Consider the following 19,347-nt stretch of genomic DNA (forward strand, 5'->3'; position numbering starts at 1 on the left):
CTTCCTCGGACGACGGGCATGCCATGCGGGGCATGCTGTTGGGGCATGCGGCTGTGCGCCGGCGGCAGATTGCCGCGGCGCCTTCTTTGATAGCCAAGGCTGGTTCATACAAACGTTTGTGTCAACAGCCCGTGACATATATTCCGCAACGCGGGATTGCCCACAACCACTGCGATAACGATCACGCGCGGGGCAACCTGATCGTTCAGCCGTGGGACACCACAGAAAAACGTATCACAACGCCAGATAGGCGTCGCGGATATCAGGCCGGGCGTCGATCTCGGCCATGCTGCCTTCGAAACGGATCCGGCCCTTCTCCATCACATAGGCCCGATCGGCCAATGCCCGCGCGACCCCCAGATTCTGTTCCGACAAAAGCAGCGCAAGCCCCTCGCGTTTCAGCAGCGCCAGCATGCGGGTCATCTCGTCCACGATCAGCGGCGCCAGCCCCTCGGAGGGCTCGTCCAGCAACACCAGCGACGGATTGCCCATCAGGGTGCGGGCGATGGTCAGCATCTGCTGCTCGCCACCGCTCATCCGCCCGCCCGGCCGATCAGCCAGTTCGGCCAGATTGGGAAACAGCGTCACCAGCCGCTCGACCGTCCAGTGAGGCGCGCCGGGACGGGGCACGCGCCGGCCGACCTCCAGATTCTCCAGCGTCGTCAGGTCGGAAAAGATCCGCCGGTCCTCGGGCACCCAGCCGATGCCGCGCCGGACGATCTCGTGGGTCGCCATGCGCGAGATATCGGTGCCCATGAAGCTGATCCGGCCCTGGCGATGCGGCACCAGCCCCAGGATCGCCTTCAACACCGTCGATTTGCCGGCGCCATTGCGGCCAAGCAGGGCCACGACCTCGCCCGGCTGCACGGTCAGCGACAGATCGTCCAGAATCAATGCCGCGCCATAGAATGCGTTGAGCCCGTCGACCGCCAGCAGCGGCGCCGATCCCTCCGTGGGGTCGGATCGTGTTCCGGCGCGCGTGCCACCGTCGTCGGTCATGTCCTCTGCATCCCCCCGTCCGGCGGCTGATGGCCGCCCAGATAGACCTCGCGCACCCGCGGGTCGCCGCGTACATCCTCGGGCCGGCCTTCGGCCAGCACCTGCCCGCGGTTCAGCACCATCAGCCGGTCGGCATGGGCGAAAACCGCATCCATGTCGTGTTCTGTGAACAGAACCCCAAGCCCGGTCTCGCGCACCAGCCCGGCCACCAGTTGCATCAGCCCGGCGCGTTCCGCCGGTGCCATACCGGCGGTCGGCTCGTCCATCAGCAGCAGTTTCGGGCGGTTGGCGATGGCGATCGCCAGTTCCAGCCGCTTCACATCGCCATAGGCAAGCTCGCCCGCCGGCCGCAGCGCCAGCGCCCCCAGCCCCACCCGGTCGAGCAACGCCGCCGCTTCGGCCAGATGCCGCCGGTCGGCCCGGCCGAACAGGCGGGTGCTGGCGCCGGCATGGGCGATCAGCGCGGTCTGCACATTCTCGCGCACGGTCATCGACGCGAAGATCCGGGTGATCTGGAAGGTCCGCCCCACCCCCAGCCGGCGGATCCGGCGTGGCGGCCATCCGGTCACGTCCTGGCCCAGCATGGTCACCCGGCCGGCATCAGGCATCAACTCGCCGTTCAGCAGCCCGAAGCAGGTGGATTTTCCGGCGCCATTGGGGCCGATCAGCGCCAGCATGCGGCCGGCCTCGACCACCAGCGAGACATCGTCGACCGCCCGCACGCCGCCCCAGGCCTTCACCAGCCCCTCGGCCTTCAGCACCACCGTGCCCGCCGCCATCACGCCCGCCGCCATCACGACCGTCCCCGCCGCCAGTTGCGCAAGCGGTGATGCAGGCGGATGCCGCCCAGCCCGCGCGGGAACAGGGCGGCCACAACCACGATCAGCAGGCCCAGAACCAGTTTCGACAGATCGGTCGCCGAGGTCAGTTGGATCGACAGCCCCCGGAACACACCGGCGCCGATCACGGCCCCCGACACCGTTTCCACCCCGCCCAGCAGCACCATGGCCAGGGCATCGACCGACAATGGGATGGCCAGCACATCGGGGAACACGCTGCCCTTCAGATAGGCATGCAGCACACCGGCAAGCCCGGCCATGGCGCCGGCGATCACGAAGGCCCGCCATTGCATCGCCCTGCGGTCCAGGCCGATCGCCTCGGCCCGCTCCGGCGCATCGCTCAACGCCCGCAGCGCCTGCCCGAAGGGCGCAAAGGTGATCATCCGCAACAGGGCGATGCCGGCCACGGCCACCACCGCCGCCAGCCGGAAGAAATCGCCCGGCCGCGAGACGATATCCGCCGGCCACACCCCCAGAATGCCATTGTCGCCGCCGGTGACCGACACCCATTGGAAGGCGACCGACCAGGCGATCTGCGCGAAGGCAAGCGTCAGCATGGCGAGATACACACCCGACAGCCGCACACAGAACCAGCCGAAGACCACCGCACCGGCACCGGCCAGCGCCACGCCCGCCGCCGCCGCCGGCCCCATCGCCAGGCCGAAGCCGGTGGCTGCCAGCGCCGTGCCATAGGCACCCATGCCGAAATAGGCGGCATGGCCGAACGACACCAGGCCCGCCGTGCTCATCAGGAACTGAAGGCTCTGGGCGAACAGGGCGAAAATCGCGATCTCGGCCGCGATGCCCAGCATATAGCCGCCGGCCACGACCGGAAGCCCCGCCACCAGAACCAGGACCGCCGCCAGCACCGTCACCCGTGCAGGCAGCGGCCATGGCGCCCAGGGCACGCGGGTCAGGCCGGCTGCGGCACCGCGGGCCGGCGCCTCGGCCCGGCCCAGCAGCCCGGCCGGACGGATCACCAGCACCACCGCCATCACCAGAAAGGCGATGACCAGCGAGATTTCAGGCAGCACCAGAATGCCGAAGGCGTTCAGCTCCGACACCAGCACCGCCGCCAGAAACGCCCCGGTGATGCTGCCCAGCCCGCCGATCACCACCACGACGAAGATTTCGACGATGATCGCCAGATCCATGCCGTGCGACACCGCCGCGCGCGGCAATTGCAGCGCACCGCCGAGCCCGGCCAGAAACACGCCCAGCGCGAAGACACCGGTGAACAGCAGCCGCTGATCCACGCCCAGCGCCGCCACCATGTCGCGGTCCTGGGTGGCCGCACGCACCAGAATGCCGAAGCGGGTGCGGTGGAACAGCAGGAACAGCCCAACCAGAACCAGCGGGCCGGTGGCGATCAGCACCAGGTCATAGACCGGCAGCAACTGCCCGAACAGGTCGACCGCGCCGTCCAGCCCCGGCGCGCGCGGCCCGACCAGATCCTCAGGCCCCCAGATCAGCACCACCAGATCCTGCACCGCCAGGGTCAGGCCGAAGGTCGCCAGCAGTTGGAACAGTTCCGGCACGCGATACAGCCGGCGCAGCAGCACCAGTTCGACCACGGCTCCCAGCGCCGCGGTCGCCAGCGCCGCCGCCAGAACCGCGCCCCACCAGCCGAGCGGCCCGGACCACAGCCCCGCCAGCGTCCACGCCAGATAGGCGCCGATCATATAGAAGGCGCCATGGGCGAAATTCACGATCCGGGTGACGCCGAAGATGATCGACAGCCCGGATGCGGCCAGAAACAGCGACGATGCGCTGGCAAGCCCGGTCAGGAACTGGACAAGGATAAGGTCCAAGCGGCGGATCCCCGCAAGCGCGCGACATCACCAGCAACCGGCCGGCCGGCCCTGTCGCTGCAGCAGTCTATACTGTCCCGCAATGCGAGGGCGAGCGGCCATTCGCATGACCGCCCGATCCACATGTCATTGGGGCATGGCCCGGTTCAGCGGGCCGGGCGCAGGGCGCCGGCGGTGGCCTCGTCGGGCAGATAATCGGCACCGTCGCGATAGACCGCATCGACCATGCGGCCCCGGCCGTCGATCACCGCCGTCCGGCCGACGAAAGCGCCCAGCGTCGACTGGTGATCGGCGGCGCGATAGGTGATCGGACCGAAGGGGGTCTCCAGGCCGATGCCGCGCGCGGCCTGAACCAGCGCCGCGGTGTCGGTGGCGCCGGCCTTGGCGATGATCGCCGCGATCGATTTGATCGTCACATAGCCCACGATCGAGCCCAGCCGCGGATGATCGTTCCAGCGCGCCTGATAGGCATCCAGGAACGCCTTGTGGGCCGGGGTGTCGATGTCGTACCAGGGATAGCCGGTAACGATCCAGCCCTCCGGCGCCTCGGCACCCAGGGGATCCAGATATTCGGGCTCGCCGGTCAGAAAACTGACCACGGCACGGTCCTTGAACAGGCCACGGGTGGTGCCCTCACGCACCAGCTTCACCAGATCCGGCCCGAAGGTGACGTTCAGGATCGCGTCGGGGTTGGTGGCGGCGATGGCCTGCGCCACCGGCCCCGCATCGATCTTGCCCTGTGGCGGCCACTGCTCGCCCACCCATTCGATGTCGGGACGCCGTGCCGACAGCAGTTCCTTGAACACCGCCACGGCCGACTGGCCATATTCATAATTGGGCGCGATCGTCGCCCAGCGTTTCGCCGGCAGCTTCGCCGCCTCTTCCGCCAGCATCGCCGCCTGCATATGGTTGCTGGGGCGCAGGCGGAAGGTCACGTCATTGCCCTTCGACCACACCATGGCATCGGTCAGCGGCTCCGCCGCCAGGAAGAACACGTCGCGGCGCGCGGCATAATCGGCAACCGCCAGGCCGACATGAGAAAAGAACGTGCCCGCGACCAGGGCCACATCTTCCCGCGTCACCAGTTCGTTGGCGGCATTGATGGCATCGGCGGGCTTGCCGGCATCGTCGCGCGACACAACCTCCAGCGGCCGGCCCAGCACGCCGCCGGCCGCGTTCACCTCGTCGAGCGCCAGTTGCCAGCCCTTGCGGTAGGGCTCGGTGAAGGCCGGCAGGGCCGAATAGCTGTTGATCTCGCCGATGCGGATCGGATCCGCCGCATGGGCGGCACGCTCGGCGGCGCCCAGGGCGATGATGCCGGCCATCAGGCCAAAGGCCGCGCGCGCGGCGGCGGATCGGGTTCTGTCGGTCATCGGTCCTGCCTGTCCCTGGTCACCACATGCGGCCGCGGCCGTAGCGCTGCCCCCGCATCTGCCGCCCGCATCTGCCGAACGACATGCCGGGGCACGCCATCAACCCTGCGGCCCGCGATCCTCAGGTAATGCTTGTCTTGAGCAAAAGTCCAGCCTCGTCTTCAAAGGGCTGCGTGGATTTCCCATCTGACCTATGATATGGACGCTTGGCATTGTCCCCCTCGGAGCCCCCTCCCATGCCGCAGTCGATCATCGACCTGCTGATGTCTGCCGGCCTGGCCGGAGTGGCGTTCCTGGCCTTTGCCGAGAAATACGTCCCGATCATCCCGTCTTATGTGATGCTCGCGGCCTTCGGCGCGCTTGGCGACGAGATGGAAGGCGGGCTCGCGGCCACGGTCGCCGCGGCGACGCTGGGCTCGGTTGCAGGCGCGCTCGGCTGGTACTCGCTGGGGCGGCTGCTCTCAGGGCGGGCCGAGCGTCTGGTCGCCCGTCGCGGCCGTTATATCCTGCTCACCCCGAAGCTTTACGACCGGATGCGCGGCGCCTATGGCCGGCATCCGTTTCTGGTCACCCTGGTGGCCCAGACCATTCCCACCGTGCGGATCTTCATCGGCCTGCCCGCCGGCGTGATGCGCATGCCGTTCCGGCCCTATCTGGCGGCGACCGTGCTGGGCACGCTGATCTGGAACGCGCCGCTGGTGATGCTGGGCGACGTGCTGGCGGAAAGCCGCATGGACACCGCCCATGTCATGATGTGGTTCGCCGCCGCGATCCTTGGCGTCGAGGTCACCGCCTTCATCGTCTGGCGGCTGATGCGCCGGGGTGGCGGCGGGCATGGCCCCGGCGCCGTCGGATGAACAGGCGCTGGTAAGAGGGGCTGGCCGGCCGTCACACCGCCGGCGGCGCCAGCCGCGCGAAGGCCGCCTGCCGCCGATAGGGGAATGACGGATAGGACGCCGTCGTCAGGCTGGCCGCATCCAGCCGCGCCACCTGATCAGGCGCGAGCGCCCAGCCGGTGGCGCCCAGATTGTCACGCAACTGCGCCTCGTTGCGCGCGCCGATGATCACCGTTGCCACGGTCGGCCGGCGGAGCAGCCAGTTGATCGCGATCTGCGGCACGGTGCGCCCGGTCTCCGCGGCCAGTTCGTCCAGCACGTCCACCACCCGGAACAGCAGCGCGTCATCGACCGGGGGCCCGAATTCGGCGGTCTGATGCAGGCGGCTGTCGGCGGGCAGCGGCCGGTCGCGGCCGATCCGTCCGGTCAGGCGGCCCCAGCCGAGTGGGCTCCACACCATGGCACCCACGCCCTGATCCTGCCCCAGCGGCATCAGCTCCCATTCGTAATCGCGGCCGATCAGCGAATAATAGACCTGATGGGCGATATAGCGCGGCCAGCCTTGGGCGTCCGCCACCGCCAGCGCCTTCATCAATGCCCAGCCGGGAAAGTTCGACACCCCGACATGGCGCAGCTTCCCCGCCCGAACCAGATCGTCCAGCGTCGACAGCACCTCGGGCATCGGGGTCGCCGCATCGAAGGCGTGCAGTTGCAGCAGATCGATATGATCGGTGCCCAGTCGACGAAGGGCCGCATCGACGCCGCCGATCAGCCGGCCGCGCGAGGTTCCGGCCTGATCCGGTCCGTCGCCCAGCGGCAGGCCCAGCTTTGTCGACAGCAACAGCCGGTCGCGCCGCCCGCGGATCGCCGCCCCCAGCACGGTTTCCGATGCGCCGTCGGAATAGACATCGGCCGTGTCGAACAGGGTGACGCCGGCCTCCAGGCAGATATCCACCAGCCGGCGGGCTTCCGCCGCGTCGGTGGTGCCCCAGGCGCCGAACAGCGGACCGCTGCCACCGAAAGTGCCCGTGCCGAAGCTGAGCACCGGCACCATCAGGCCCGATGCGCCGAGACGTCGGTATTCCATGAGAACGCTCCCGATCATTGATGACTGTCGAGGCCAGAGCATGGACGGCCGGGTATTATGGCGATAGCCTGCCACCCGGCACATGATTTGTGAGTTCAGGTCACGATGGCGCGACTGGAGGTCAACCGATCGGGCGAGATGGAGGTCTTCGTGCGGGTGGTGGAGCGCGGCGGCTTCTCGGCCGCCGCCCGCGACCTTGCCATGACGCCCTCGGCGGTCAGCAAGCTGGTCACCCGGCTTGAGGCGCGGCTGGGCGCGCGGCTGATCAACCGCACCACCCGCAAGCTGCAGCTCACGCCCGAGGGCTGCGTGTTCTATGAGCGCGCCGTCGCGGTTCTGGCCGGCCTGGATGAAGCGGAACGGGGCGCCTCGGCGGCGGCCGCCCCGGCCGGCCGGCTCAGGGTCAGCGTCAATGTGCCGGTGGGCCGGCAGTTCCTGCTGCCGCTGATCGCGGGCTTCCTGGCCGATCATCCACGCCTGTCGGTCGACATCACCCTCACCGACGACGTGGTCGACCTGCTCGACCAGCGGGTCGATGTGGCGATCCGCAGCGGTCCGCTGAAGGACTCGGGCCTGATGGCCCGCAAACTGGGCTCGGTCGGCCAGATGATCGTGGCCTCGCCCGGCTATCTCGCGGCCCACGGCCAGCCCCGGCATCCCGATGACCTGCACCGCCACAACCGGATCGGTTTCGCCTATGCCCGGATCGTCACCGGCTGGCCGCTGCTGGTCGATGGCCGGATCGTCTCGGTGCCGCCCTCGGGCAATGTCCGGGTCAGCGATGGCGATGCCATGCGGCTGCTGGCGATCGCCGGGGTCGGGCTGGCCCGGCTGACCGACGCTGCGGTGCGCGACGATCTGGCCGCCGGCCGTCTGGTGCCGGTGCTCGACGCGTTCAACCCAGGCGACCGCGAAGACATCCACGCGCTCTATCCCGGCCAGGGCGGCCAGATGCCGGCACGGGTGCGCGCGTTTCTGGACCTGCTGGCCACCCGGATGCGGGTTGCCTGAGGCGCGCGATCAGGTGCCGGGCGCGGTCAGGTACCGGGCCCGGTCAGGCGCAGATGGGTCGCCATATAATCCACGAACGCCCTCAGCGTCGGCGACATGTGCCGGCTCGATGGCCACAGAATGCGGAACTGGCCGCCGCCGCCCACATGGCTGTCGAGCACCGGCACCAGCCGGCCGTCATCGAGCTGGCGGCGCACGGCGAAATCGGGCAGGCAGATGATGCCCAGCCCCTGTTCGGCCAGTTGGATCAGCGGATCCAGCGTGTTCGCCGACAGGGTTTCGGGCAGGGGGCCGCCCAGCGCCGCCGGGTCCAGTGGCCAGGGTTCCAGCTTGCCGGTGGCCGGATAGCGATGATGCAGGCAGGCATGACCGGTCAGCGCCGCCGGGCTGTCGGGCCGGCCGTGGGCCGCGAAATAAGCAGGTGCCGCGACGATGCGATAACGGAAACTGCCCAGGCTGCGGCTCATCAGCCGGCTGTCACCGCCATCACCGCTGCGCATCACCGCGTCGAAGCCTTCCTCGATCACCTCCACCAGCCGGTCGCTCTGGTCGATATCCAGGGTGATATCGGGATAGGCGCGCATGAAGCCGGCGATGACCGGCATCACCAGCATGCCGATCAAGGGCAGGCTGATCCGCAGCCGGCCGCGTGGTGCCGCGCGGGCCTGGAGCAGATCGTGCTCGGCCGCCTCGATTTCGGCGAAGATCCGCCGGCAGCGTTCCAGAAACGACTGTCCCTCGGCCGTCAGGGTGATGCTGCGGGTGCTGCGATGGAACAGCCGCACGCCCAGCCGGTCTTCCAGCCGCGCCACCGCCTTGCCCACCGCCGATGACGACACGCCCAGCACCCGCGCCGCCGCGACGAAGCTGCCGGTCTCGGCGGTGCGCATGAAGGCCGCCAGCGCGCCCAGTTGATCGATCATCGCCTCTCCTCCCCCGCGAACCTCCGGGACGGCTGCCATCATCGGCCATCATTCCGGACAGTCATATCCTTTATCAATGGAATTACAGCCTGTTTTTCCGAAACGGCGCCGGCTGCACGCTGTCCGCCTCGACAGATCGTCGCTCCCTATTCCTCACAGGCGGATCCATGACCACGACATCGCGAACCGGCACAGCGCGGGCAAGTGCCGCACCTCACGCCAACGAACGGCTGCCCTGGCCGGGGCTGCTGGCGCTGGCCGCGGCCGGGTTCATCACGGTGCTGACCGAGGCCCTGCCTGCAGGCCTGCTGCCACAGATCGGCGCCGGGCTCGGCGTTTCGGAGGCGCTGGCCGGCCAGTTGGTCACGGTCTATGCCGCCGGCTCGCTGATCGCGGCGATTCCGCTGGCCACCGCCACCCGCGGCTGGCGCCGCCGGCCCCTGCTGCTGCTGGCCATCGGCGGTTTCGCCATCGCCAATACGGTGACCGCCCTGTCGCCCAGCTATACGATAACCCTGGTGGCCCGCTTCCTGGCCGGCGTTTCGGCCGGCCTGCTCTGGGCGCTGCTGGCCGGCCATGCCGGGCGCATGGTGCCCGACCGGATGAAAGGCCGGGCGATCGCGGTGGCGATGGCCGGGATTCCGCTGGCCCTGGCGCTCGGCGTGCCGGCCGGCACCACGCTTGGCGCCATCAGCGGCTGGCGTGCCGGCTTCGGCGTCATGACCGGGCTCAGCCTGATCCTGATCCCCTGGGTGCTGTGGCAGGTGCCGGACTTTCCCGGCGAGGCCCCGGGCCGTCGCCTGCCGGCGCGCCGGATCATCGCCCTGCCCGGGCTTGCCGCCGTGCTGGCCGCAACCCTGGCCACAGTGCTCGCCCACAACATCCTCTACACCTATATCGCGCCGTTTCTGACCCCGGCCGGGCTGGGCCACCGGGTCGATCAGGTGCTGCTGGTCTTCGGTCTGGCGGCGGTCGCCGGCATCTGGCTGACCGGGCTTGCGGTCGATCGCCATCTGCGCCGGCTGGTGCGGCTCGCCATCCTTGGCTTCGCCCTGGCAACCATTCTGCTGGGGATCGCCGGCCCGCTCGGTCAGCCGGGGCTGATCTGGGCCGGTGTCATTCTGTGGGGCCTGGCCTTCGGCGGCACCCCCACCCTGTTCCAGACCGCGTCGGCCCGCGCCGCCGGTGCCGCCGCCGACATCGCCCAGTCGATGATCGTCACCGCGTGGAACCTCGCCATCGCCGGTGGCGGCATTGTGGGGGGCATCCTGATCGGGCAGCCGGGACCGATCGCCCTGCCCTGGGCGGCCCTGGTCCTGTTGATCGCCGCCGGTCTCGCGACAACCGACCGCTTCGGCATGCCGGCATCCCAAGCGGACTGAGCGAGCGCCCCTTCACACCCCGCCACCACTGCGTGTATCGTCCGGGCACCGATATCTCACGGCACGGGGTCCGATGCATATTCTCCACACCGCCGACTGGCATCTTGGCCAGGAGCTGCATGGCTTCGAACGCGGTGCCGAGCATGACCGTTTTCTCGACTGGCTGGCCCGGACGATCACGGATCAGGCGGTCGACGCGCTGGTGGTGGCGGGCGACGTCTATGACACGGTCAATCCGCCGGTCGCGGCACAGACCCGGCTCTATCGCTTCCTGAACGACGTGCTCAATCGCAACCCCGGCCTTCAGGTGGTCATCGTCGGCGGCAATCACGACGGCCCCACCCGGCTGGAACTGCCGGCCCCGCTGCTCGATGCCAGGCGGGTGACGATCCTGGGCGCCATCCCGCGCCAGGACGGCCGGCCGGCACCGGAACACTGCCTCGTGCCGCTCACCGATGCCGGCGGCCGTATCGGGGCGGTGGTCGCCGCCATCGCCTATCCGCGCCCCGGTGATCTGCCCGTGGACGGCGGCGGCGGTGCGGCGCTGGGTCAGCTCTATCAGGCGGCGCTGGCGGCGGCCACCAGCCGCTTTCCTGGCCGGCCGGTCATCGCCACCGGTCATCTCCACGTCGCCGGCGCCACGGTGTCCGAGACCAGCGAGCGCCCGGTGATGATCGGTGGCGAGGAGGCGATATCCGCCGGCATCTTCCCCGCCGGGCTTGCCTATGTGGCATTGGGCCATCTGCACCGGGCGCAGACCGTGGCAGCCGGCACGGTCGTGCGCTATGCCGGCTCGCCCTTTCCGATGTCGATGGCCGAGCGCGACTATCGCCATTCGGTGGTGCTGGTGACGCTGGCACCGGACACACCGCCCGATATCGACCTCATCGAGATCCCGCGCCCGGTCACCTTCCTGCGGATACCCGCCGATGGCGCGCTTGCCCCCGACGATGCCATCGCGGCGCTGACGGCGCTCGACATCGCCCCGGTGCCTGAGCGCGCCGAGCTGCGCCCGTTCCTTGAGGTGGTGGTGCGGTTGGATGCCCCCGCCCCCGATCTGCGCCGCCGGCTGGATGCGGCACTCGACGGCAAGCCCGTGCGGCTGGCACGGGTGCGCAGCCTGCATGCCGGTGCCGGCGGCACGCTTGGCGACGATGCCGCCGCCATGGCCGGGCTCGACGAGATCAGCCCCGCCGAGGTGTTCGCGCGGCTGCATCGCCAGAGGTTCGAGACCGATCCGCCATCGGCGCTGATCGATGGCTTCCGGCAGCTGCTGGCCGATGTCGCGGCGGGGGACGATCAGGACGACCTGGTTGTCAACACAGCCGGGCATGAGGTGCCGCGATGAGACTGCTCCGGCTCAGCGGCCGCAATCTGGCCAGCCTCAGCGGCGCGTTCGAGATCGATTTCGAGGCCGCACCCCTGGTCCATGCCGGGATCATGGCGATCACCGGCCCGACCGGGGCCGGCAAATCGACCCTGCTGGATGCCATCTGTCTGGCGCTGTATGACGCCGTGCCACGCAGCGCCGGCGCCGGGCGGATCGACGGCCAGGATATCCAGATCACCGATGGCCGCCGGGTGATGTCGCATGGCGCGGGCGAGTCCGAAGCCGAGATCGACTTCGCCGGCGGCGACGGCCGGCGCTATCGTGCGACCTGGCGGGTGCGCCGTGCCAGGGGCAAGGCCGATGGCAGTGTCCAGGCCAGCAGCCGGTTGCTGATCGATATCGACAGCGGCAATGTCATCGCCAATCAGAAGAAAGAGGTCGCGGCCGAGATCATCCGGCTGATCGGGCTGGATTTCGACCAGTTCCGCCGCGCGGTGCTGCTGGCTCAGGGCGAGTTCGACGCCTTCCTGCGCGCTGAGCCGAAGCTGCGCGCGGAACTGCTTGAGAAGATCACCGGCACCGCGATCTATGGCGCGTTGTCGCGCGCCGCCCATGACCGCGACCGGCAGGCCCGCGCCGGCATCGCCGCGATCGAGGCACGCCTGGGCGAACACCGCCCGATGACCGCCGAAGACCGCGCCGGCGCCGAGGCGGCGGCCGCTGCCACCCGTGACATGGCGGCAACGGCCGCCAGGGCGCAGGCGGAGGCCGCCGACCGGTTGCGGCGTGTGGAACAGCGGCTGGCGCTGGCCCGCGCCCGCGACACCGCCGCGGCGATCCTGGCCGAGGCGGCGGCCGCCGACCGCGCCGCCGATCCGGACCGTGCGGCGCTGGACCGCGATCGCCGCGCCTTTGCCCTGCGCGCGGACTGCAACGCCGCCGATGACGCCGTGGCGCGCCATAGCGTCGCCCATGCGGCCGAAGCCGAAGCGGCGGAGCGGGTGACCGCCGCCGAGGCGGCGGTCGCCGCCGCCGACATCACCCGCGACACAGCCTGTGCCGCGCGCGATGCCGCGATCGATGCCGCACGCGCCGTGGCACCGGCGATCGCCCAGGCCCGCCTGCTCGACAGCCGGATTGCCGATGCCACCGCCGCCGCGACCGAGGCCGGTGCCGAGGCGCAACGCGCCGACGCCCATGCGGCCGAGGCAGCCGAGGCCGCCCGCCGGATCGACGCCGCGATCGCCGCCACGACGCAGCGCCATGCGGCCGCGACCGCCGATCTGGCCCGACATCAGCAGGCGGCGCCGGCCCTGGCCGATCGGGCGGCGGTGCTGGCATTGATCGACGAACGCGCGCCGCTCGCGGCGATGCAGGCCGAACGTGCCGCCGCGATCGCGGCACTCGATCGCGAGGACGCCGCCGATACCCGCCGGCTGGCGACGCTGACGGCCGAACGCGACGCAAGGGCTGCACAACTCGACCTGATCGCACCGGCGCTCACCGCCGCCGAGGCCGCGGCCGATCAGGATGCGGCACGGGATCTGCGCGACCGGCTGGACCGGCTGGGCATGATCGCAAGCCTGGTCGACAGCCTGCGCGACGGGATCGTCGATGCGGCGGAAGCGCTGCGGCGCAGCGACGGCCTGCAGGCGCAACTGGTCGCCGTGGATGCGGCCATCACCGCCGCCGCCGCTCGCAATGCCGCCGCCACCGCCGCCCTGCCGGTCAGTGAAGCCCGACTGGACGAGGCCACCCGCGCCCGCGACCTGTCGGATGCCACGGCCGACGACCATGCCCGCCGGCTGCGCGCGCTGTTGATCCCCGGCGCGCCTTGTCCGGTCTGCGGATCAACCGACCATCAACCCCAGCGGGTCGAGCCGGCCCAGCGGGTCGAGCCGGATGCGGCCGGCGACCTGCTGGCGGCACGGCTGGCCAAAGATCGCGCCCGGGTGCGCGCGCTTGGCGCCGAGGTGAACCGGCTGCATGGCGAGATCGCCGCCGCCGGCGCCCGCCATGGCGACGAACGGCGCCGGCGGGCGGAGATCGAAGCCGCGATCGCCGATACCACCGACACGCTGGCCCGCATCGCATCCGACCATGATCAGGTACTGCTGACGCTCGATGCCGCCGCCGCCGAGGCCGGGCTCACCCAGGCCCCCCTGCTGCCGGTCGACCTTCAGGCCACCGCGCGATGCCCCACGCCGACCGTGCTTGCCGATGACTGGCAGGATCTGGTCGCGCATGAGGCCACCGCCGCCCGCGCGCGGCTGGCGGCGATCGATCAGGCAATGGCCGAGGCGCGCGACCTGCGCGACCGCCGGGACACGCTGCTGGCCGATCGCGATGCCGGCGCCGCCCGGATCGCGGCCATCACCGCCCAGACGGCCGAGCGCCGGGCGATGCGGGCGCGGCTGGACCAGCACCGTGCCGATCTGGCGGCACAGGCGGTCCGGATCGATGCCCGGCTGGCATCCCTGCTGGACGCGGCCATCCCCGACTGGCCGCAGCGCATCGTGGCCGATGCCGCGGGCTTCGCCGATGCGCTGCGCACCGCCGGCGAGGCCATCGACCATGCCCGCCAGCAACTTGCCGCAGCCGAGGCCGATCTGGCGCGGCTGGCGCCGGAGCTTGCCGCCGCAAGGGCCACTGCCCAGGCCGCTGCCGACCGCCGGCAGGCCGCCATCACCCAGGCCGGGCGGCTGGCGGCGGCGCGAGACGACCTGCTCGCCCAACGCGCCGCATGCCTGGACGGCCATCCGGCCGACGCGGTTGCGACAGCCCATGACGACGCCTGCACCGCCACCGCCGCCCAGGCCGAGGCAGCAACCGCCGAGGCTGAAGCCGCGCGTCGGACGCTGGCCGTGATCGCGGAAGCCCGGCGCGGCGCCGCGCAGGCGGCCGAGACCGCCCGCCACGGCGCCAGTGCGACACAGGCGGCGCTGGAGGCTGCCTGTGCCGCCATCGGATGTGATGTCGATACGGTCCGCGCCGTGATCGCCCGGGGCGGTGTCGCGATCGACGCCGAGGCGGAGCGGCTGGCGGCGCTGACCCGGGCGGTCGGCGATGCCCGCGCCACGCTGGCCGCCCGCGCATCCGATCTCGACCGGCATCTGGCCGACCGGGCCACCATCGCCGCCGGCGCCGACACCGCGACCATCGACATGGCCGCCGAGGCATGCGATGCGGCGCAGGCCGCCCGCGATCTGGCCGATGACCGGCTGCGTCAGGCCCTGCAGGTGATCGCCGCCGATGACGCGGTTCGCCAGACCGCCGGCGCGCTGGATGCCGAGCTTGTCGCGGCCCGGCAGGCGGCACAGGTCTGGGCCAATCTGGACGAGCTGATCGGATCGGCCGATGGCACCAGGTTCCGCCGCTATGCCCAGTCGCTGACCCTGGACCGGCTGCTGGCCGGGGCCAATCGCCATCTGGCGGAGCTGCACCCGCGTTATGCCCTGCGCCGGATGGCCGGCAGCGACATGGCGCTGGAGGTGATCGACCATGACATGGCCGACGAGGCGCGCGCCGTGCACAACCTGTCGGGCGGTGAACGCTTTCTGGTCAGTCTGGCACTGGCGCTGGGGCTGGCCGATATCTCGGCCGGGCGCGGGCTTGGTATCGAAAGCCTGTTCATCGACGAAGGCTTCGGCGCGCTCGACCCGCAAAGCCTGGGCCTTGCGATCAGCATGCTGGAACGGCTTCAGGCCACCGGCCGCCGGGTTACCGTCATCAGCCATGTCGAGGCGCTGAAGGACCGGATTCCGGTGCAGATCCAGGTCGTGCCGCAAGGTGGCGGCCGGTCGGCGATCAGGGTTGTGGCCGGCTGACGCGCGGCCACAACCGATTCGGCCATAACCGATTCGGGCACAACCGATCCGGGCACCTTCAGCCGTTGCGGTACTGGAAGCTGTAGGCATTGATCGCCGGCACCCCGCCCAGATGGGCATAGAGCACGGTGGAGCCGGCGGGGATGCGGCCGGTTTCGATCAGGTCGATCATGCCCTGCATCGACTTGCCCTCATAGACCGGGTCGGTGATCAACCCTTCCAGCCGCGCCGCCAGCCGCATGGCGGCGTTGGTCTCAGGTGACGGAACGCCATAGGACGGATAGGCATAGGCGCGTTCCAGCACCACATCCTCGGGCGTGATCGCGCGGCCCAGCCCGACCGTGTCGGCGGTGTGCCGCGCGATCCGCAGGATCTGGGCATGGGTCTCGTTAGGCGTGGCCGAGGCATCGATGCCGATCACCCGGTCCGCCCGGCCGTCGGCCGCGAAACCCACCACCATCCCCGCCTGGGTGCTGCCGGTCACCGAGCACACCACCACATAGTCGAACCGCAGGCCCATCGCCGCTTCCTGCGCCCGCACCTCTTCGGCGAAGCCCACGAATCCCAGCCCGCCCAGCGGATGATCGGAGGCGCCGGCGGGGATGGCATAGGGCCTGCCGCCGCTGCGGCGCACATCCTCCAGCGCGTCTTCCCAGCTCTGCTTGAAGGCGATGCCGAAGCCGGCATCGACCAGATCGACCCGCGCGCCCATCAACCGGCTGAGCAGGATGTTGCCCACCCGGTCATAGACCGCATCGTGATAATCCACCCAGTTCTCCTGCACCAGCCGGCAGCCCAGCCCCAGCTTTGCCGCCACCGCCGCCACCTGACGGGTGTGGTTCGACTGGATGCCGCCGATGGTCACCAGCGTGTCGGCGCCCTGGGCCAAAGCCTCAGGGATCAGATACTCAAGCTTGCGCAGCTTGTTGCCGCCGAAGGCCAGGCCGCTGTTGCAGTCTTCCCGCTTGGCGAAGATCCGGACCTTGCCGCCCAGATGCGCCGACAGTCGGTTCAGCGGCTCGATCGGCGTCGGGCCGAAGATGAGTTGATGACGTGGAAACCGGTCGAGATGCATAGCATTCAGCCTCCCCTGATGCGCGGATGGCCCCCGCCATCCTCACCCCTCAGGCTCCCGCGGATCGACGCCGGCGGCAAATGCGTTTTCGGCCCGAATTACGCCTTGAAATCTCTCGATTTAGTCTGAAGAGCCGGTATTTATTGTGCAGTTATGGCATAATACGCTTCAATATTGCGCATCATCGGAGGCATGACCCATGGATGACGCGCCACCCCTCGACCGGATCGACCGCAATATCCTGCGGGCGCTGCAACAGGATGCCGACCGGCCCAATACCGAATTGGCGGCGATGGTTAATCTCAGCCCCACCGCCTGCCTGCGGCGGGTCGAGAAGCTGAAGGCGCGCGGCATCATCCACCGCACGGTCGCCCTGGTGAAGCCCGATGCGGTCGACCTGACCACCCTGGTCTTCGTGGGTGTGGTGCTCGACCGATCGACGCCCGACAGCTTCGAGGCGTTCGAAGCCGCCGCGCGCGGCCTCAGCGGCTGTCTCGAATGTCATCTGGTCGCGGGCGAGGTGGATTATTTCCTGCTGCTGCGCACCCGCGATCTTGCCCGGTTCAACAAGCTGCATGCGGGTGAAATCATCAAACTGCCGGGGGTGCGCCAGATCCGCACCTTCTTCGTGCTGAAGGAAATCCTGTCCACGACAGCCCTGCCGGTCTGACCCGGCGGCGCCGACACGGACTCTCTGGAAGGCACCCGCCGCATGGCAATTCCCACCACCAAGACGGCACTTCTGACCGCCATCGAGACCGACTTCAACGCGCTGATGCGCGACCTGAGCATGGTGCCGCCAGATCTCGCCACGCTGGTGGAACTCGACGGCCACGCCGCCGGCACGATGATCAGCGTCGCCGATCTGGTCGCCTATCTGATCGGCTGGAACACGCTCGTTCTGAAATGGCACGACCGGGACCGCGCCGGCCTGTCGGTCGATTTCCCCGCAACCGGCTTCGGCTGGAACGAGCTTGGCCGGTTGGCCCAAAGGTTTTATGCCGACCAGACCGGCCTATCATTCCCAGACCGGCTGGATCGGTTGACGGCGGCGGAAGCCCGCATCGTGGCCCTGGTCAACGGTCTGGATCAGGCGGCGCTCTATGGCGCCCCCTGGTACAAGACCCATACCCTGGGCCGCATGATCCAGTTGAACACGGCTTCGCCCTATCGCAATGCCCGCGGGCGTCTGCGCCGCTGGATGGCGGGCCGCGGCCTGCCTACGAGCCCTCGGCGCGGGCCGGCTGCGGCTGCGGCGCCGCGTGCGGGACAAGAGGTTCACGTGTCGCCGTCTGGCCCACCGGCCCGTCATGATCGGTGCCGGTGATCAACCGGGCGCCGCGCTGCAACGTCATGTAATCCCAGGCCCATTTGAAGGCGACGGCGATGCGGTAACGCAGTCCGATCAGGAAATAGACATGGGTGACGCCCCAGAACAGCCAGCCGATATAGCCGGTCAGCGTCATGCGGCCGCGCTTGACCACCGCCGAACGCCGGCCGATGGTCGCCAGATCGCCTTCGTGACGATAGGTGAAGTGCCGGCTGGCGGTCTTGCCGGCGGCGCGGTCGCGGATCAGGGCCGCCACATGGGCGCCCATCTGCTTGGCCGCGGGCGCGATGCCCGGCACCGGCTTGCCATCGGTGCCGGTAACGCTGGCCGTGTCGCCGATCGCGAAGATCTCAGGATGTCCGGGCACGCTCAGATCGGGTGACACCTGAATGCGGCCGGCGCGGTCTTGGGGACCGCCGATCCAGCGCGCCGCCGGCGACGCCACCACACCCGCGCCCCAGACCACCGTGCCGGCCTCGATCCGGCCGTCGACCAGGGCGCTGTCCGGGGGCGGGCTCTGCCCCTCGGCCAGATCGACCGACACACCATCGGCGTCGCAGGCGGTGACCCGGGCGCCGGTCAGCACCTCCACCCCCATGGCGGTCAGCGATGTGCGGGCATACTCCGCCAGATCCTGCGGAAAGCTCGACAGGATGCCGGGCCCGGCCTCGACCAGCACCACGCGGGCGGCGCGCGGGTCGATGCGGCGAAAATCGGGCGCCAGAATCTTGCGGGCGATTTCCACGATCGCGCCGGCCATCTCCACGCCGGTCGGCCCGGCCCCCACCACCACGAAGGTCAGCAGGCGTTGGCGCAGGGCGTCGTCGCCAGCCATTTCGGCGCGCTCGAACGCCAGCAGCAGCCGACGGCGGATGGTGGTCGCATCCTCGATCCGCTTCAGCCCCGGGGCGGCATCGGCCCAGTCGTCATGCCCGAAATAGGAATGGGTGGCGCCGGTCGCCAGGATCAGTTGATCGTAGGGAATGGCGATATCGCCGGCATGGACCATGCGGGCCCGGGTGTCGATGGCATGGACATCGGCCATCAGCACAGTGGCATTGCGCTGCCGGCGCAGGATGCCGCGGATCGGCCAGGCGATATCGGCCGGCGACAGGCTGGCCGTCGCCACCTGATACAGCAAGGGCTGAAACAGATGATGGTTTTCGCGGTCGATGACCGTCACGTCCACCGGCGCCCCGTCCAGCGCCTGCGCCGCCTGAAGTCCTCCGAACCCGGCGCCGATGATCACCACGCGCGGGCGCGATGGCGCGGAATCGGCCTCGGCGGGCATTGCCTCGGTGGGCATTGGTGTGGTGGTAACGGCTTCGGGACGGGTATCAGGCATGGCGGGCACTCCTGCGGCTGTCGCGGCGATACATGCACGGGCAGGAATGACCGTGATCTGTCGCCGCAGTCCGCAGCACCATATGGCGACCGCCATACGTCAATGCCACCGGCAGGGCATCCCCCCACCGGTGGCAAAGTCATGACGCCCATGCCGGGTGGCGCCCATGTCGGATGGCG

Annotated in this window: 15 protein-coding genes; 7 read left to right on the forward strand and 8 right to left on the reverse strand. The window is 69.8% G+C overall.

Translation table 11 applies throughout. From position 1 onward, the window contains the following. Nucleotides 1-234: 234 nt before the first annotated feature. From WG924_RS13680 to WG924_RS13695, 4 genes are all read right to left on the reverse strand, one after another. Nucleotides 235-999: an ABC transporter ATP-binding protein gene (locus WG924_RS13680; protein ID WP_188575908.1), complete on the reverse strand. Its 765-nt coding sequence runs from the start codon at nt 997-999 to the stop codon at nt 235-237. After that, a complete protein-coding gene (locus tag WG924_RS13685) occupies nt 996-1,778 on the reverse strand; it encodes an ABC transporter ATP-binding protein (protein WP_372045163.1) in 783 nt (260 codons plus the stop codon). The genes WG924_RS13680 and WG924_RS13685 overlap by 4 nt, the downstream gene beginning before the upstream one ends. A 14-nt stretch (nt 1,779-1,792) precedes the next feature. Further along, nucleotides 1,793-3,649 carry an ABC transporter permease gene (locus WG924_RS13690; protein ID WP_345933597.1) on the reverse strand — a complete coding sequence of 619 codons (1,857 nt, stop codon included), beginning with the start codon at nt 3,647-3,649 and terminating at the stop codon, nt 1,793-1,795. 146 nt (nt 3,650-3,795) lie between these two features. Then, nucleotides 3,796-5,022, reverse strand: a complete 1,227-nt coding sequence (locus WG924_RS13695; RefSeq protein ID WP_372044802.1) for an ABC transporter substrate-binding protein — start codon at nt 5,020-5,022, stop codon at nt 3,796-3,798. A gap of 236 nt (nt 5,023-5,258) precedes the next feature. Between WG924_RS13695 and WG924_RS13700 the strand changes: the two genes are divergently transcribed. Continuing rightward, the gene (locus WG924_RS13700) at nt 5,259-5,879 is read left to right on the forward strand and encodes a DedA family protein (RefSeq protein WP_345933598.1); all 621 of its coding nucleotides are present in this window, start codon (nt 5,259-5,261) and stop codon (nt 5,877-5,879) included. A 31-nt stretch (nt 5,880-5,910) separates the two neighbouring features. Here WG924_RS13700 and WG924_RS13705 read toward each other — a convergent pair whose 3' ends face one another. Then, complete coding sequence (locus WG924_RS13705) at nt 5,911-6,945, reverse strand: aldo/keto reductase (RefSeq protein ID WP_345933599.1); 1,035 nt, start codon at nt 6,943-6,945, stop codon at nt 5,911-5,913. A 105-nt stretch (nt 6,946-7,050) separates the two neighbouring features. Between WG924_RS13705 and WG924_RS13710 the strand changes: the two genes are divergently transcribed. Further along, the gene (locus tag WG924_RS13710) at nt 7,051-7,956 is read left to right on the forward strand and encodes a LysR family transcriptional regulator (RefSeq protein ID WP_345933600.1); all 906 of its coding nucleotides are present in this window, start codon (nt 7,051-7,053) and stop codon (nt 7,954-7,956) included. Nucleotides 7,957-7,982: 26 nt separating this feature from the next. On the opposite strand, the gene WG924_RS13715 is transcribed toward WG924_RS13710, so the two are convergent. Next, nucleotides 7,983-8,876 carry a LysR family transcriptional regulator gene (locus WG924_RS13715; protein ID WP_345933663.1) on the reverse strand — a complete coding sequence of 298 codons (894 nt, stop codon included), beginning with the start codon at nt 8,874-8,876 and terminating at the stop codon, nt 7,983-7,985. Between the two features lie 170 nt (nt 8,877-9,046). Between WG924_RS13715 and WG924_RS13720 the strand changes: the two genes are divergently transcribed. The 3 genes from WG924_RS13720 to WG924_RS13730 all read left to right on the forward strand — a co-directional run bounded on the left by WG924_RS13720 (nt 9,047) and on the right by WG924_RS13730 (nt 15,418). Next, the gene (locus tag WG924_RS13720; RefSeq protein WP_345933601.1) at nt 9,047-10,261 is read left to right on the forward strand and encodes an MFS transporter; all 1,215 of its coding nucleotides are present in this window, start codon (nt 9,047-9,049) and stop codon (nt 10,259-10,261) included. Nucleotides 10,262-10,334: 73 nt separating this feature from the next. Continuing rightward, nucleotides 10,335-11,609, forward strand: coding sequence for an exonuclease SbcCD subunit D C-terminal domain-containing protein (locus WG924_RS13725; protein ID WP_345933602.1), 1,275 nt, complete (start codon nt 10,335-10,337; stop codon nt 11,607-11,609). Continuing rightward, a complete protein-coding gene (locus WG924_RS13730) occupies nt 11,606-15,418 on the forward strand; it encodes an AAA family ATPase (protein WP_345933603.1) in 3,813 nt (1,270 codons plus the stop codon). Before WG924_RS13725 ends, WG924_RS13730 begins: the two co-directional genes overlap by 4 nt. A gap of 58 nt (nt 15,419-15,476) precedes the next feature. Here the strand turns inward: WG924_RS13730 and WG924_RS13735 are convergent, their stop codons facing one another. After that, on the reverse strand, nt 15,477-16,493 hold the full coding sequence (locus WG924_RS13735) for a 1-aminocyclopropane-1-carboxylate deaminase (protein WP_345933604.1): 1,017 nt from the start codon (nt 16,491-16,493) through the stop codon (nt 15,477-15,479). A 199-nt stretch (nt 16,494-16,692) separates the two neighbouring features. Here WG924_RS13735 and WG924_RS13740 point away from each other — a divergent pair, with 199 nt between their 5' ends. Both WG924_RS13740 and WG924_RS13745 read left to right on the forward strand, forming a co-directional pair. Further along, a complete protein-coding gene (locus WG924_RS13740) occupies nt 16,693-17,163 on the forward strand; it encodes an Lrp/AsnC family transcriptional regulator (protein ID WP_345933605.1) in 471 nt (156 codons plus the stop codon). A 42-nt stretch (nt 17,164-17,205) separates the two neighbouring features. Continuing rightward, a complete protein-coding gene (locus WG924_RS13745; RefSeq protein WP_345933606.1) occupies nt 17,206-17,820 on the forward strand; it encodes a ClbS/DfsB family four-helix bundle protein in 615 nt (204 codons plus the stop codon). On the opposite strand, the gene WG924_RS13750 is transcribed toward WG924_RS13745, so the two are convergent. Then, on the reverse strand, nt 17,714-19,168 hold the full coding sequence (locus WG924_RS13750; protein ID WP_372044804.1) for an NAD(P)/FAD-dependent oxidoreductase: 1,455 nt from the start codon (nt 19,166-19,168) through the stop codon (nt 17,714-17,716). The two genes, WG924_RS13745 and WG924_RS13750, sit on opposite strands and share 107 nt — an antisense overlap. Nucleotides 19,169-19,347: the final 179 nt, after the last annotated feature.

The sequence above is a fragment of the Tistrella arctica genome (assembly GCF_039630945.1).
GTDB classification, from domain to species: Bacteria; Pseudomonadota; Alphaproteobacteria; order Tistrellales; family Tistrellaceae; genus Tistrella; species Tistrella bauzanensis.